Below are 13,715 nucleotides of genomic sequence, written 5' to 3'. Positions count from 1 at the left end.
GAGGAGAAAACCACCCGCTCTCGCTCACACAGGTGAATTTATTAACGCCGGGCAAGCCCGGCGGCGGATCGGTTACATATCTTTAATGATATTAGCACGCATCACTTCGTATTCACTTGCGCTAATAACGCCGTCATCAAGCATTTTCTTAGCCTGTGCCAGGCGCTCTCTGACATCATCCGCGGCAGAACTCTTGCCCATCGTATTACCGCCGCTGTTGTCATCGTTCTGTTCATCACCAAAGCGGTTGCTGCCAACGGTACCACGGGTAAAAATCATCCAAATCGACATTACCAACGCGGCCAGGCCGCCCAGCGCGATCACCCATACCCATACTGCGGCTCTACCCTCTTCGACGGTAGCGGCAATACCAATCAGACCGATCAGCATAATGCCGTAGGGCGCCAGCAACCACCAGCCGGATTTGTTGAGATCGTGCAAACGACGCACCGCAACCGCGATCCCCGGAATGATAATAATTAACCCGAAGATACCGCCAACGACGGGGATCAATCCCAGGATCGCGGACAATATAAAGTTAGCAATGGTAAAAACCACATATTCCTGGCGCGCGGATCGGCCGCGGAAAGTGGCATATTTTCGAAAACAGTTCCCGTAGCTTTCAAGCAACGTGGCCATAAGATCCCTCATATATAGTTATCATTGCCATAAAGGCATCACATCCCCAAAGAATATCAATACAGCGTTAACATTAACGCCAGTGATATATTACCTTAAATGGCTTGCGGATTTCCTGATAAACATAGGTAAGGGAAAGGCGGTAAACTTCAGCGTAGATCCAGCTTATCCATGACCGATTTGACATCGTTAATGGCCTCCGCGGAGAGCGGGGCCAACGGTCGCGGTAAACACTCTACTTCGGCTAGTTCAAGAATAGAGGCGGCAGCGGCAATCACTTTGAGACTACCGTGCTGTCTGAACAATGCCCATAATGGCTCCAGCCGTTCGCTTAGTGCCGATGCCTGCTGCCGCTCGCCGCTCAACGCTGCTGCGGTAATATTTTGGGCAATTTGCGGGAACAGACCGGCGCAAACGGAATACCACAGATTACAGCCGCCGTTTAACCCTGCTGCGGCAAAAGCGTCGCCGCTGACGCCAATACTCACTCGCTGCGGCAATCGCTGACGAAGCGTCGCCACTCTGACGCCAGCCTGGTCGGCCGGCAAACCGGGGATCTTGATTGATGCGATATTGGATAACGAAGCAATACGCTCAACAAGCGCATCAGAAAAGGCTCTGTGGGTGGTGCGCGGGTTATCATAGATACAAATAGGTACCGACACATGGCGGTTAACCGTCTGGAACAGTGTAAACACCTCATCATCCGTCAGAGGCTGATAGTTCAGCACTGGTAGCAGCACAGCATTCGCCCCCGCCTGCTGAGCATCCTCAGCAAGACGTAGAATCATATCCGTCGCCATCGCGCCTATCCCAACCATCATCGGGACCCCTTGCGCATGCTGTTTTGCCGCCAGGACCACCATTTTGCGCTGCTCGCGGCTCAAATAGGCGTAGCTGCCGGTTGAGCCCAGAATGCCCAGCGAATCAACTCGCGCCGAGACCAGACGTTCGATGATTTTTATTAGCGCGCGACTATCTACTTCATTGTTGCGCATCGGCGTCAGCGGAAAAGCACACAATCCGGTAAACATATTTCCCCTACTCCTGTTGCCTGGTTCGAAAATCCCGTTAAGCGTAGCAAGCACCGCAGGTTTTGTCATAGGACAAATAACGTTTATAGCACTCAGAGTCTATCTCTGCAGGTGGAGTATATTAGGAATGATGTCAGGAAATGACGCTTCGGAAATGAAAAAACCACCCGGAGGTGGTTTCACGACACTGCTTATTGCTTTGATTATTCTACTTTATCCCAATGGTACCCGGAGTGGGACTTGAACCCACACAGCGCGAACGCCGAGGGATTTTAAATCCCTTGTGTCTACCGATTCCACCATCCGGGCTCGGGATATAAAGTGGAGGCGCGTTCCGGAGTCGAACCGGACTAGACGGATTTGCAATCCGCTACATAACCGCTTTGCTAACGCGCCTTTAATACCTGAACACCCGCTACTGCCGATGCTTTTAATTTGGAGCGGGAAACGAGACTCGAACTCGCGACCCCGACCTTGGCAAGGTCGTGCTCTACCAACTGAGCTATTCCCGCATCATCAAGTAGATTAGCTAATCACTTGATTTTGTTATCGTCTGGAAGACTGTGCCGCCGTTCGATGCGTTGCATTCTACTTATCTCACGCGGTGAGTCAACGGTATTTTTCGCTACTTCGTGTCGTTTGCTGAAATTTGCGTCGAAACGATCACTGTTCAAGCAAATCGCCGCGCGCAGCGTTCAAATATTGTAACATTGACCACAGCGTCAACACCGCAGCAACCATGAACAGAACGATACCAGCCCACTCCACCCACACATTAGGCCGCCACAGCATCCAGACCAGCGCCGCCATCTGGGCCGTCGTTTTCACTTTACCAATCCATGATACGGCTACGCTGCTGCGTTTACCCAGCTCAGCCATCCACTCGCGCAGAGCAGAAATAATAATTTCACGCGCGATCATTGTCGCTGCCGGCAAAGTCACCCACCAGGTATGATAGTGTTCTGCGACCAACACCATGGCAATAGCCACCATCACTTTATCCGCAACCGGATCAAGGAAGGCGCCAAAGCGAGTGCTCTGGTTCCAGCGACGCGCCAGATAGCCATCAAACCAATCGGTAACAGCGGCAACAAAGAAAATCAATGCGCAGACAAAAGGCGCCCAGCTAAAAGGCAGATAGAACGCCAGCACAAAAAACGGTATCAGAATAACGCGAAACAGAGTGAGCAACGTCGGAATATTAAATCGCATGGTAACGGGTAACTGTATGTTGTAAGTGTTAATTAGCCCTATGGTGCTACAGAGCCCCTAATGTTTCAACGAGTAGTAGATCTTTTCTGCCAGTCCGTGAGATATACCCGGTACTTGCGCAATTTCCTCTACGCTAGCTTTCTGCAACCCCTGCAGGCCGCCCATATATTTCAACAACATTTGTCGGCGTTTCGGGCCAACACCTTCAATCGTCTCAAGTGTACTGGTACTTTTCACCTTCGCCCGTTTTTTACGATGCCCTGAGATAGCGTGATCGTGTGATTCGTCGCGAATGTGCTGGATAACATGCAGAGCAGGAGAATCCGGCGGCAGACTAAAGCCCTCACCTTCTGGCTCAAAGAATAACGTCTCCAACCCGGCTTTACGATCGCTCCCCTTCGCCACCCCCAGCAGTAGCGGATGATTTTTATCCCATGGCACATCCAGTTCGGCAAACACGGCTTTGGCCTGACCAAGCTGGCCCTTACCGCCGTCTATCAGGATAACGTCCGGGATTTTATTCTCTTCAATTGCTTTACCGTACCGGCGTCGTAATACCTGATTCATGGCCGCGTAATCATCACCAGGGGTAATACCGGTAATATTGTAGCGACGGTATTCCGCCCGTAGCGGACCATTGCTATCGAACACCACGCAGGATGCGACGGTTTGCTCCCCCATGGTATGGCTGATATCAAAGCACTCCATCCGCGTCACCGCCGGCAGCTTAAGTAGTGTCGCCAGAGCCTGCAGACGTTGGCTGACCGTTGATTGTTGCGACAGTTTGGTAGTAAGCGCAACGGCGGCGTTGGTGCGCGCCAGCTTCAGATAACGCGCGCGATCGCCGCGGGGTTTAGTCTGCACATTCACCCGACGACCGGCCAGCTCGGACAACGAATCCGCAAGCAGGGTTTTATCGCTCAAGTTGAAATCGAGTAAAATTTCCCCCGGTAAGGTTCGCATCTGGCTGCCCTGTAGATAGAACTGCCCCACAAAGGTTTCCACTACCTCACCCAACTCAGTGCCACCCGGAACTTTCGGGAAATAACTGCGGCTACCGAGAACCTTACCCTGGCGAATAAACAGCACATGCACACAGGCCATTCCGGCATCAAAAGCCACGCCGATAACATCCAGATCGTCACCATTATTGGAAACGAACTGTTTCTCCGTCACCCGACGTACCGCCTGGATCTGATCGCGGATGCGGGCGGCTTCTTCAAATTCAAGCGCCTGGCTGGCCTTTTCCATCCGGGCAATCAGTTGCGTCAATACCTGATCGTCTTTCCCGGCGAGAAACAGCCGCACGTATTCTACCTGCTGCTGGTACTCTTCTTCACTTACAAGTCCGGCGACGCACGGTCCTAAACAACGGCCAATTTGATATTGCAGACAGGGACGAGAGCGATTGCGGTAGACGCTATTTTCACATTGGCGAATGGGGAAAATTTTTTGCAGCAGCGCGAGCGTTTCGCGAACGGCATAGCCGTTAGGGAATGGGCCAAAATATTCGCCTTTGGCGTGTTTAGCGCCACGGTGCATCGCCAGTCGTGGATGGGTATCGCCGCTGAGGAAAATAAAGGGATAGGATTTATCGTCACGCAGCAGCACGTTATAACGCGGTTGATACAGCTTGATGTAGTTATGCTCAAGCAGCAGCGCTTCCGTTTCGGTATGGGTAACGGTCACGTCAATTTGCGCGATCAACGCCACCAGAGCCTCGGTTTTACGCGAAGCCAGGTTGCTGCGAAAATAGCTGCTAAGGCGCTTTTTCAGATCTTTTGCTTTGCCAACATAAATGACGGTACCACCAGCATCATACATACGATAGACGCCCGGTTGGCTGGTCACCGTCTTGAGGAAAGCTTTTGCGTCAAAAACATCACTCACTGACTTGCTAACGACTCCGCATTGCACAGGCCATGGCGAATTGCCAGGTGAGTTAGCTCCACATCGCCATGAATGTTTAATTTGCTGAACATTCGATAACGATAGCTATTCACCGTCTTGGGACTCAGATTTAATTGTTCTGAGATCTCATTGACCTTTTGGCCCTTAGTGATCATCAGCATAATCTGCAACTCACGTTCAGACAAACTGGCAAACGGTGATTCCGTTTTTTCCGGTTCAATCTGACTGAGCGCCATCTGTTGGGCGATATCGGAAGCGATATAACGTTGACCCGAAGCAACACAACGAATCGCATTTACCACTTCCTGCGGGGCAGCGCCTTTACTTAAGTAACCGGCGGCGCCAGCCTGCATGACCTTCGCAGGCAGCGGATTTTCAGTATGCACGGTCAACATGATCACTTTGGTATCGACAATGGAGCGCGCGATTTTTCGTGTCGCTTCAAGCCCCCCAATACCAGGCATGTTCATATCCATCAGGACGACGTCCACAGGATTCGCACGGCACCACTTAACGGCATCCTCGCCGCAGCAGGCCTCACCGACAACTTTAATCCCTTTTATATCTTCCAGAATGCGTCGTATCCCTGCGCGCACTAGTTCGTGGTCATCAACAAGAAGTACGTTGATCAAAGGAATAATCTCCAGAATTAGGGATAACGCTACTGATAGTTTATCTCCCATATATTACCGGGTTTTATCGTAACTTTAAAAGCCCAAAAAGTGTCCTGAAGAAGATTTCCCTCCCATTTATGGCAATTTGTCTCCACACCAGGTGGAAACCTATACAGAACATATAGTTGGATTATGTTTCTTTTTTAACATTCACCCTACAGAAGGCGCAAAAAAAGCAACAGAACGGGTTGCGGATTAATAGGATTCGAAAGATGTAACAATAATTAACTTCCGCCAAAAGCGGCGGAAAATATTAACGATGAGCACTTAGATGAACAGATATTATTCAGTAAATTTAACCGCTCAGCGCGCAACATCAGCAACACAAATCACGCGCTCCTTTTTTTTCTACCGCTTGTGGTATACTGCGCCGCCTTAACATTTAGTATTGCGCGACAGCGCTGATAGCAAACGAGGATATCGATGAGCACACCAGATTTTTCCACTGCAGAAAATAATCAACAGTTGGCGCAGGAAGTCTCCTGCCTGAAAGCCCTGCTGACGCTAATGCTTCAGGCTATGGGTCAGGCAGATGCTGGCCGCGTGATTATTAAAATGGAAAAGCAAATCGCGCAGATGGAAGATGAGGCTCAGGCTGCCGTATTCTCCAGCACCGTTAAGCAAATTAAACAAGCTTACCGTCAGTAAGAAAGGACCGGCTGAAAGCGATCGCTGACAGCCGGTTTCACGTCTGACACGCAGAACGAGCGATTCGCTCAAATTAATCCTGTTGCGACGGCATAACAGGCAATTTGCGTTTTGTTGGGGGCGTTAAATTTCCGCTGCATATTCTTCTGATGAAAATTGACCGTATTTTCTGAAATAGACAATATCATCGCCACCTCTGCCGAGGTCTTTCCTTCTGCGGTCCATTTTAGGATCTCCAGCTCGCGCCGGCTAAACTTCATCTCCGGCGGCATCACCATTTCATCCTCCAGCCGCAGCAACGCCAGCAGGCTAAGCTCGGTCAGCGTTCTTAGACGTAACTCTAATTCGTCCTCGTGATACGGACCCGGCTGCGCATTTTTAGCAGAAACCGATAAGAAGCCCAACGCATGATTTGGCAAGGTCAGACACTGCGTCACGCCTTTATTTAAACCATGATCGCGCGCGCCATTCCACAATTCTGGGGTCTCGCAAAAAAGCTGGTCATTCCATGGTAGATGTCCACGAAGAAAATTTTCTCTGCGTAATACCGGATCAATAGCAAAATAATTCTCCGCCTGATAATGTGACATCCAGGCCTGAGGATAAGTTGATTGCAACGTCAGTTTCGGGCGTGTAAAAGGCACCGGATGGCGCACACAGAGTGCGTAGTAGTCGTATTCCAGTTCTTCTGTTTGCTGTTGGAGAAGGTTATAAACCGAATCCCCATCATGAGTTGACTGGAATTGTTGCAGCATTTCCCGCCGCCAGCTGAAAAAATCAATGTCCCTCATAGCCTACCAAATAACCCCTGATTGATAATCATTATTATAAATACATAAAACTAACACATAAATCTTATTTATATGTATAAAATAACGTAGCCATCGCATTATTCGATTTTCGCTGACGATTATTTATCGAACTAAGGAAGAAAATATGTTCTGCCACGCCAGCAACGGCGGTGATTGGCAGGTTGTCCGATCGCGGCCCCCAGCCAAATGTGAGGACCACGATGAGAGAGAAGTGTTATTGCATGAGAAATTTTTCGAGGAACTGACGAGTACGCGGCTGCTGCGGGTTAGCAAATAGCTCTCTGGCCTTACCTTGTTCGACGATACGCCCCTGATCCATGAAAATGGCGCGGTCGGCGACATCGCGAGCGAAACTCATCTCATGGGTGACAATAACCATGGTGCGCTTTTCCTGCGCCAGTTGACGGATGGTGTTGAGTACCTCGCCCACTAACTCTGGATCCAATGCAGAAGTTGGCTCATCAAAAAGAATAACATCCGGGCGCATTGCTAACGCGCGGGCAATCGCCACACGCTGCTGCTGCCCGCCGGATAAACGACGCGGATAGCTATTCTCTTTTCCCGACAGCCCTACCTTTGCCAGCAGTTCACGCGCCAGAGAAATAGCCTCGTTCTTATCTTCGCCTTTGACGATAACCGGCCCTTCAATAATATTTTCCAGCACCGTTCGGTGCGGAAACAGATTGAAGTTCTGGAACACAAAGCCAACATGCTGTCGCAAACGGCGGATCAACCCTTTTTGCTGGCCAATACTACGCGAAGTATCGATAGTCACATCGCCCACGCGAATGGTACCACTTTCGGGGTGTTCAAGCAGGTTAATGCTGCGCAACAGCGTGGTTTTACCAGAGCCGCTTGGGCCGATAATCGCCACGACCTCCCCTTCCTGAACCTCAAGATCGATACCGTGCAGCACGGTCTGCCCGTGGAATTTTTTCACCAGTTTTTTGACTTCAATCGCACTCATTTTGGATCACGCTCCTGGCGATTCAGCTGATTTTCAAAATAATTCTGCAAGGTTGATAGTACGGTCGCCATCACCCAATAGATCAGCGAGGCGGCCAGATACATCGTAAATACTTCCAGCGTACGTGAGGTAATTAACTGTGCCTGGCGGAACAGTTCCGGTACCTGAATCGTCGCCGCCAGCGAAGTATCTTTGACAAGGCTGATAAAGCTGTTAGAGAGCGGCGGCAGCGCCACGCGGGCAGCCTGCGGTAAAATAGCCCGACGCAAAGTCTGCCACGGCGTCATGCCGATACTGGCGGCGGCTTCCCACTGCCCTTTGTCTATAGAGGCAATCGCCGCGCGCAGCGTTTCCGCCGCATAGGCCGCTGTATTCAATGACAGGCCAATCATCGCCGCCGGAATCGGATCCAGCTCAATGCCGAACTGCGGCAAACCGTAATAGATCATGAACAGTTGGGCAATCAGCGGGGTGCCGCGGAAAATCGAGATATACATCCGCGCCAGCCATCTGACCGGCCAGATTGGCGACATGCGCATCAGTGCGAGGATAAAGCCCAGCAGCAGGCCGAAGAACATGCCACCGATGCTCAGCTGTAACGTAAAAACCGCGCCCTTTAACAGGTAAGGCGCGGAGTCAATGACCAGTTGGATACTTTCTTGCATTCGATTTATTCTGCATTAGACGTGCGGATGATAAGCAAACAGCGCAGGCGCGCCACCGGTATGGATAAACAGAATCGGCCCCTCATCCTTAAAGCGGTTCTGATTAATGCCGTCAATCAGCCCGGCCATGGCCTTTCCGGTATAAACCGGATCCAGCAGGATACCTTCCAGCTGCGCCAGCAGTTTCACCGCTTCCATGCCTTCTTCATTGGGCGTACCGTATCCGGGAGCAAAATAATCATCCCACAAGGTAATCTCCGCTTTGGCCTGCAGCTCAAGACTGTTGGCAACGGCCTGCTGCAGCGTCACCACCTTAGGCAACTGGTCGGCAACGCTACGTGACACGGTCACCCCTATTAATTCTGCATTTGGCATCAGCTGTTCCAGGCCTACCGCCAGCCCGGCATGAGTACCCGCGCTACCGGAGGCAACCACTACCGAAGAGATCTCCACCGCTCCTTCACATTGCTGGGCGATTTCCAGTGCGCTTTCGACATAACCTAACGCGCCCAGGGCGTTAGATCCGCCGACCGGAATGACATATGGACGGTATCCCTGAGCTTCAATACGTGTCGCCAGCTCTTCAAGCTGCGCGTTGGGATCGGTTAATGCATCACACATCTCAACCTGAGTATTGAACAGATCCAGCAGCAGGCGATTACCGTTGGTCAGATAATTTTCAGCACGCGTGCCTATCGGATTTTCCAACAACGCGACGCAGTGCAGTCCCAGTTTCGCAGCCACGGCTGCCGTCTGGCGCACATGGTTCGATTGAATTGCCCCTGCGGTGATCAGCGTATCAGCGCCCTCGCGCAGCGCATCGGCGGCGAGGAACTCCAGCTTACGCAGTTTATTTCCTCCCATCGCCATGGGGGTGACATCATCGCGTTTTATAAAAATATCCCGTCCGAGATGATCGGACAGGCGTGGTAGATATTCCAGCGGCGTCGGCGCGCCAATAAACTCCAGGCGCGGAAAACGCGTTAAATTTTGTAGTGACATGGCACCTCCAGACTCAGTTATCCTTATTATGCACGCAGTTGCTGGCGAAATAAAAAAAGGCGCCGTTATCAGCGCCTTTTTTCATCTTCAGACGTTACTTAGTGACGTCAGCACCAAACCATTTTTCTGAAAGCGCCTTCAGGCTGCCATCTTTCTGCATATCTGCAATAGCGGTGTCCACCGCTTTCAGCAGATCTTCATTTCCTTTACGTAACGCCACCCCGGACTCCTGACGGGAGAATGCTTCACCGGTTACAGCCAGAGTGTTGTTCGTTTTCTTGACCAAATCCAACGCTGCCAGACGGTCAACCAAAATGGCGTCAATACGGCCTACGCGCAGGTCCTGATATTTTGTCGGGTCATCATCATAGGTGCGGATATCAACGCCCTGTACGTTCTGGCGCAACCACTCTTCATAATTGGTACCCAGGCCAACGCCGACTTTTTTACCTTTCAGGTCCGCCGCGGTTTTAATCACGCCTTCGTTACCCTTTTTCACCAGCGCCTGAACACCAGAAATAGTATAAGGGGTGGAGAAGTCGTATTTTTTCTTGCGCTGGTCGGAAATAGTGACCTGGTTAATCACCACATCAATACGTTTAGAATCGAGAGAAGCCAGCATGCCGTCCCATTTGGTGGGTTTGAGATCGGCTTTCACCCCGATGTGTTTCGCCAGTTCATTGGCAAACTCAACTTCAAAACCGGTCAATTTGCCATCATCGCCTTGATAACTAAACGGCGGGTATGTACCTTCCAGGCCAACGCGTAGCGTGCCGCGCTCTTTGACCTGATTAAGCAGATTTTCAGCGGCGAAGGTTTTCACGCTTACACCAGCCATCAATGCTACGGCCATTGCGCCCATCAGCGCCTGACGACCCAGAAGTGCTAATTTCATAGATACCCCGAATATAATGAGATTTTCGTGTAGTGTAAGGCGTTTAGCAGCAGCCTACCAACATCTATCCGCTACATCTTATGCCAATTTATTATATATGCGGCTATTTAGGGTATAGCGAAAAAGCAACGAAATTATTCATATTTGCCAGTTATCTCCCATACTGCAAAGGTCAGCTTGATGACGCCAGGAGCATGGAAGATGAAAAATCCCACGTTGTTGCAATGTTTTCACTGGTATTACCCGGAAGGTGGCGAGTTATGGCGGGAAGTAGAAGCCCTTGCGCCAAATCTCAATGAAATTGGCATTAATATGATTTGGTTGCCGCCCGCCTATAAGGGCGCTTCCGGCGGTTATTCAGTTGGCTACGATAGTTACGATCTTTTCGACCTCGGTGAATTCGATCAGAAAGGATCGGTTGCCACCAAATACGGCGATAAAGCTCAGCTGTTAGCGGCGATTAATGCGCTAAAAGAACATCAAATTGCCGTACTTCTTGATGTCGTCGTAAACCACAAGATGGGCGCCGATGAGAAAGAACGCATCCGCGTACAACGCGTTGATGAACAGGACCGCACGCAAATCGCGGAAGAAATCATCGAATGTGAAGCCTGGACCCGCTATACCTTTCCGGGCCGCGGTGGCAAATATTCACAATTTATCTGGGACTATAAATGTTTTAGCGGTATCGACCATATCGAAAATCCCGATGAAGATGGCGTATTCAAAGTTGTTAATGACTACACCGGCGATGGCTGGAACGATCAGGTCGACGATGAAATGGGCAACTTCGATTATCTCATGGGCGAAAATATCGATTTCCGTAACCATGCCGTGACCGAAGAGATAAAATATTGGGCCCGCTGGGTCATTGAACAGACCGGCTGCGATGGTTTCCGCCTGGATGCCGTCAAACATATTCCGGCATGGTTTTATAAAGAGTGGATTGAGCATGTACAGGAGTCCACCGATAAACCGCTATTCATTGTTGCCGAATACTGGTCACACGAGGTGGATAAGCTACAGCAGTACATCGACCTTGTTGACGGTAATACCATGCTGTTTGATGCGCCGCTGCAGATGAAATTCCATGAAGCCTCGCGTCAGGGCCGCGATTACGACATGAGTCAAATCTTCACCGGGACGCTGGTGGAAGCCGACCCATTCCATGCGGTCACGTTGGTCACAAATCATGACACCCAACCGCTTCAGGCGCTGGAAGCGCCGGTCGAGGCCTGGTTTAAGCCGCTAGCCTATGCGCTGATTTTACTGCGTGAAAACGGTGTTCCCTCGGTATTTTACGCCGACCTGTTCGGCGCAAGTTATGAAGATACCGGCGGAGATGGCCAGACATACTCCATCGAGATGCCGGTTATCGAGCAGCTTCACGAACTCATCGATGCGCGTCAGCGTTTCGCCCACGGCGTACAAACGCTGTGGTTCGATCATCCTAACTGTATCGCCTTCAGCCGCAGCGGCACCGATGAACATCCTGGCTGCGTAGTGGTGCTCTCCAACGGCGACGATGGCGAGAAAACGTTACCGCTTGGCGAGAATTATGCCAATAAACGCTGGAAGGATTTTCTCAATAATCGACAAGAGGTTATTGAGACTGATGACGAGGGCAATGCCGTATTCACCTGTAATGCAGGCAGCGTAAGCGTGTGGGTGATTGAAGAGGTGCTTTGAGGTCAGCGGGCTGGCTTTATAGCCGGCCCGCCAATATCGATTACTGCGCGGTTGTACTCACCGTCTGGTTCTTTTTCCAGGCCTGCTCGCATTCCGGCGTTAAGCGTTCAACACGGGTTAACGTCATTCGATCGTATTCCAACGTGTTTCCATTACGTTCAATAGGATAAATATCGAGGCTGCTGGTCACATTATAAACCTGATTGTCGCGGTTCATTAATTTTCCCGGCTCAGCAATCACCCGCTGCCACTGACGGCAATCGAGAGTATCTCCGTCTTTGGTAACGATAAACGTCGCAATCGCCTCAGGACTTACCATTGCGCTCTGCGGTCCCTTCGATTGCCAGAACCCTTCCAGCCCTGCAGGCGCCGGCGCTTTGACCACATCCTGATAGGTATCAACCTGAACGCATCCGGCCAGGGTAAGCAGCGCGCCAGCCATAACAATCTTTTTCATCATCCATCCCACAAACCGATAAAAAAGTATTGTGGCATTAAAGCGTTAAGGCCGCCACCCCTGCGCAATGCTTCCGTTGCTTAGCCTCGCCGTCAATCTCAGCATTTATTCTTACCGATTATTATTCGTTGTATGAAACCTGAATGACAAATGCATTTTTTGAATAGAATACAGCCAACGCCAATTTAATAGGCCGCCCCTCCATAAGGATAATCCGAAAATAAATTACAATTCTGGCGACGACATGCCGCGACACCGGGCATTATTACTGTCAGGGTCTGTTTATTCTTTTTCTATAGCTTTACTTTGAGAATATTCCTGGCAAATTATGAGTATTATTAGCGAATAGTTTAGCCTGGCTAATGCTTTTCGCATAAAGTCAGGTGTTACAAAAATGGACTTCATCACACGGCCTGGGCCAGATGAATTATCGTTACGTGTTGATTGAGGATGGGTCATGTCAACGATTATCATGGATTTGTGCAGCTATACCCGGCTAGGTTTAACCGGATACCTGGCAAGCCGGGGAATAAAGAAGCGCGATATCATTGAGGTGCGTAGCGCACAGAGTTTGAAAGAGCGCTGCGAATCGCTGCGTCCGGCGGTTGTGTTTCTCAACGAGGACTGTTTTATACATCACGAAGAGAGCAATCAACTTATCCGCGACATCATTACCACCTACCCCGATACTCTATTTGTTATTTTTATGTCGCTGGCCAACATCCATTTTGATCACTATTTACTTGTACGCAAGAATTTACTTATCAGCTCAAAATCCCTTACGCCGAAAGACCTTGATAACATACTGGGTAATTATCTGCAGACCGATAGCGCCAATAATCTAAACCAATTACGCACCCGCATTCCCACTCTATCGCTCAGTCAGGCCGAATCGAATATGCTGCAAATGTGGATGGCCGGCCACGCTACTTCACATATTTCCAGGCAGATGAATATCAAAGCAAAAACCGTTTCGTCACATAAAGGTAATATTAAGAAAAAAATCCAGACGCACAATAAACAGGTGATTTACCACATTGTTCGGTTGGCTGAAAACATTACTTCCGGCATTTACGTCAATATGCGCTGATGGCAAACTGGCGGCGATTA

General features: G+C 50.2%; 14 protein-coding genes and 3 tRNA genes. 3 read left to right on the top strand and 14 right to left on the bottom strand.

From position 1 onward, the window contains the following. Positions 1–72: 72 nt before the first annotated feature. The 8 genes from ABLV07_RS04910 to uvrY form a co-directional block, all read right to left on the bottom strand. Entirely contained in the window at positions 73–639 is a 567-nt protein-coding gene (locus tag ABLV07_RS04910) for a DUF805 domain-containing protein (protein WP_015705974.1), read from the bottom strand. 149 nt (positions 640–788) lie between these two features. Then, a complete protein-coding gene (locus tag ABLV07_RS04905; RefSeq protein ID WP_045365628.1) occupies positions 789–1,673 on the bottom strand; it encodes a dihydrodipicolinate synthase family protein in 885 nt (294 codons plus the stop codon). A gap of 222 nt (positions 1,674–1,895) precedes the next feature. Further along, positions 1,896–1,982: transfer RNA gene (locus ABLV07_RS04900), tRNA-Leu, on the bottom strand. A gap of 13 nt (positions 1,983–1,995) precedes the next feature. Further along, positions 1,996–2,069 (bottom strand) — tRNA-Cys (locus ABLV07_RS04895). A 40-nt stretch (positions 2,070–2,109) separates the two neighbouring features. Then, positions 2,110–2,185 (bottom strand) — tRNA-Gly (locus tag ABLV07_RS04890). Between the two features lie 151 nt (positions 2,186–2,336). Further along, complete coding sequence (gene pgsA, locus ABLV07_RS04885) at positions 2,337–2,885, bottom strand: CDP-diacylglycerol--glycerol-3-phosphate 3-phosphatidyltransferase (protein WP_015365912.1); 549 nt, start codon at positions 2,883–2,885, stop codon at positions 2,337–2,339. Between the two features lie 57 nt (positions 2,886–2,942). Continuing rightward, on the bottom strand, positions 2,943–4,775 hold the full coding sequence (uvrC, locus tag ABLV07_RS04880; RefSeq protein WP_015705977.1) for an excinuclease ABC subunit UvrC: 1,833 nt from the start codon (positions 4,773–4,775) through the stop codon (positions 2,943–2,945). Beyond that, on the bottom strand, positions 4,772–5,428 hold the full coding sequence (gene uvrY / locus ABLV07_RS04875) for a UvrY/SirA/GacA family response regulator transcription factor (RefSeq protein WP_015705978.1): 657 nt from the start codon (positions 5,426–5,428) through the stop codon (positions 4,772–4,774). The genes uvrC and uvrY overlap by 4 nt, the downstream gene beginning before the upstream one ends. Positions 5,429–5,893: 465 nt before the next feature. Here uvrY and ABLV07_RS04870 point away from each other — a divergent pair, with 465 nt between their 5' ends. Continuing rightward, entirely contained in the window at positions 5,894–6,118 is a 225-nt protein-coding gene (locus ABLV07_RS04870; protein WP_015365908.1) for a DUF2594 family protein, read from the top strand. 68 nt (positions 6,119–6,186) lie between these two features. Here ABLV07_RS04870 and sdiA read toward each other — a convergent pair whose 3' ends face one another. The 5 genes from sdiA to tcyJ all read right to left on the bottom strand — a co-directional run bounded on the left by sdiA (position 6,187) and on the right by tcyJ (position 10,459). Further along, positions 6,187–6,909: a transcriptional regulator SdiA gene (gene sdiA, locus ABLV07_RS04865; RefSeq protein WP_020078446.1), complete on the bottom strand. Its 723-nt coding sequence runs from the start codon at positions 6,907–6,909 to the stop codon at positions 6,187–6,189. Between the two features lie 235 nt (positions 6,910–7,144). Next, positions 7,145–7,897, bottom strand: coding sequence for an L-cystine ABC transporter ATP-binding protein TcyN (gene tcyN / locus ABLV07_RS04860; protein WP_032708677.1), 753 nt, complete (start codon positions 7,895–7,897; stop codon positions 7,145–7,147). Further along, entirely contained in the window at positions 7,894–8,562 is a 669-nt protein-coding gene (tcyL, locus tag ABLV07_RS04855; RefSeq protein WP_059304996.1) for a cystine ABC transporter permease, read from the bottom strand. The genes tcyN and tcyL overlap by 4 nt, the downstream gene beginning before the upstream one ends. 15 nt (positions 8,563–8,577) lie before the next feature. Further along, positions 8,578–9,564 carry a D-cysteine desulfhydrase gene (gene dcyD / locus ABLV07_RS04850; protein WP_015365903.1) on the bottom strand — a complete coding sequence of 329 codons (987 nt, stop codon included), beginning with the start codon at positions 9,562–9,564 and terminating at the stop codon, positions 8,578–8,580. A gap of 94 nt (positions 9,565–9,658) precedes the next feature. Then, positions 9,659–10,459 carry a cystine ABC transporter substrate-binding protein gene (gene tcyJ, locus ABLV07_RS04845; protein WP_015365902.1) on the bottom strand — a complete coding sequence of 267 codons (801 nt, stop codon included), beginning with the start codon at positions 10,457–10,459 and terminating at the stop codon, positions 9,659–9,661. Between the two features lie 201 nt (positions 10,460–10,660). On the opposite strand from tcyJ, the gene amyA reads away from it, so the two are divergent. Further along, complete coding sequence (gene amyA, locus ABLV07_RS04840) at positions 10,661–12,148, top strand: alpha-amylase (RefSeq protein WP_047739425.1); 1,488 nt, start codon at positions 10,661–10,663, stop codon at positions 12,146–12,148. Positions 12,149–12,188: 40 nt separating this feature from the next. Here the strand turns inward: amyA and yedD are convergent, their stop codons facing one another. Next, positions 12,189–12,608, bottom strand: coding sequence for a lipoprotein YedD (gene yedD, locus ABLV07_RS04835; protein ID WP_162184289.1), 420 nt, complete (start codon positions 12,606–12,608; stop codon positions 12,189–12,191). A 454-nt stretch (positions 12,609–13,062) separates the two neighbouring features. On the opposite strand from yedD, the gene rcsA reads away from it, so the two are divergent. Continuing rightward, positions 13,063–13,695 carry a transcriptional regulator RcsA gene (rcsA, locus tag ABLV07_RS04830; RefSeq protein WP_015365899.1) on the top strand — a complete coding sequence of 211 codons (633 nt, stop codon included), beginning with the start codon at positions 13,063–13,065 and terminating at the stop codon, positions 13,693–13,695. Positions 13,696–13,715: the final 20 nt, after the last annotated feature.

The organism is Klebsiella sp. CN_Kp097, assembly GCF_040064495.1.
Taxonomy (GTDB): Bacteria; Pseudomonadota; Gammaproteobacteria; order Enterobacterales; family Enterobacteriaceae; genus Klebsiella; species Klebsiella aerogenes.
Note: the sequence above shows the minus strand (reverse complement) of the source record. Positions and strands in the feature narration are given on the sequence as shown.

Bases quoted from the DNA above. Each gene is read 5' to 3' on its own strand.
- ABLV07_RS04910 (WP_015705974.1), bottom strand. From the start codon at position 639: ATGGCCACGTTGCTTGAAAGCTACGGGAACTGTTTTCGAAAATATGCC.
- ABLV07_RS04905 (WP_045365628.1), bottom strand. From the start codon at position 1,673: ATGTTTACCGGATTGTGTGCTTTTCCGCTGACGCCGATGCGCAACAAT.
- pgsA (WP_015365912.1), bottom strand. From the start codon at position 2,885: ATGCGATTTAATATTCCGACGTTGCTCACTCTGTTTCGCGTTATTCTG.
- ABLV07_RS04870 (WP_015365908.1), top strand. From the start codon at position 5,894: ATGAGCACACCAGATTTTTCCACTGCAGAAAATAATCAACAGTTGGCG.
- sdiA (WP_020078446.1), bottom strand. From the start codon at position 6,909: ATGAGGGACATTGATTTTTTCAGCTGGCGGCGGGAAATGCTGCAACAA.
- tcyN (WP_032708677.1), bottom strand. From the start codon at position 7,897: ATGAGTGCGATTGAAGTCAAAAAACTGGTGAAAAAATTCCACGGGCAG.
- tcyL (WP_059304996.1), bottom strand. From the start codon at position 8,562: ATGCAAGAAAGTATCCAACTGGTCATTGACTCCGCGCCTTACCTGTTA.
- dcyD (WP_015365903.1), bottom strand. From the start codon at position 9,564: ATGTCACTACAAAATTTAACGCGTTTTCCGCGCCTGGAGTTTATTGGC.
- tcyJ (WP_015365902.1), bottom strand. From the start codon at position 10,459: ATGAAATTAGCACTTCTGGGTCGTCAGGCGCTGATGGGCGCAATGGCC.
- amyA (WP_047739425.1), top strand. From the start codon at position 10,661: ATGAAAAATCCCACGTTGTTGCAATGTTTTCACTGGTATTACCCGGAA.
- yedD (WP_162184289.1), bottom strand. From the start codon at position 12,608: ATGATGAAAAAGATTGTTATGGCTGGCGCGCTGCTTACCCTGGCCGGA.
- rcsA (WP_015365899.1), top strand. From the start codon at position 13,063: ATGTCAACGATTATCATGGATTTGTGCAGCTATACCCGGCTAGGTTTA.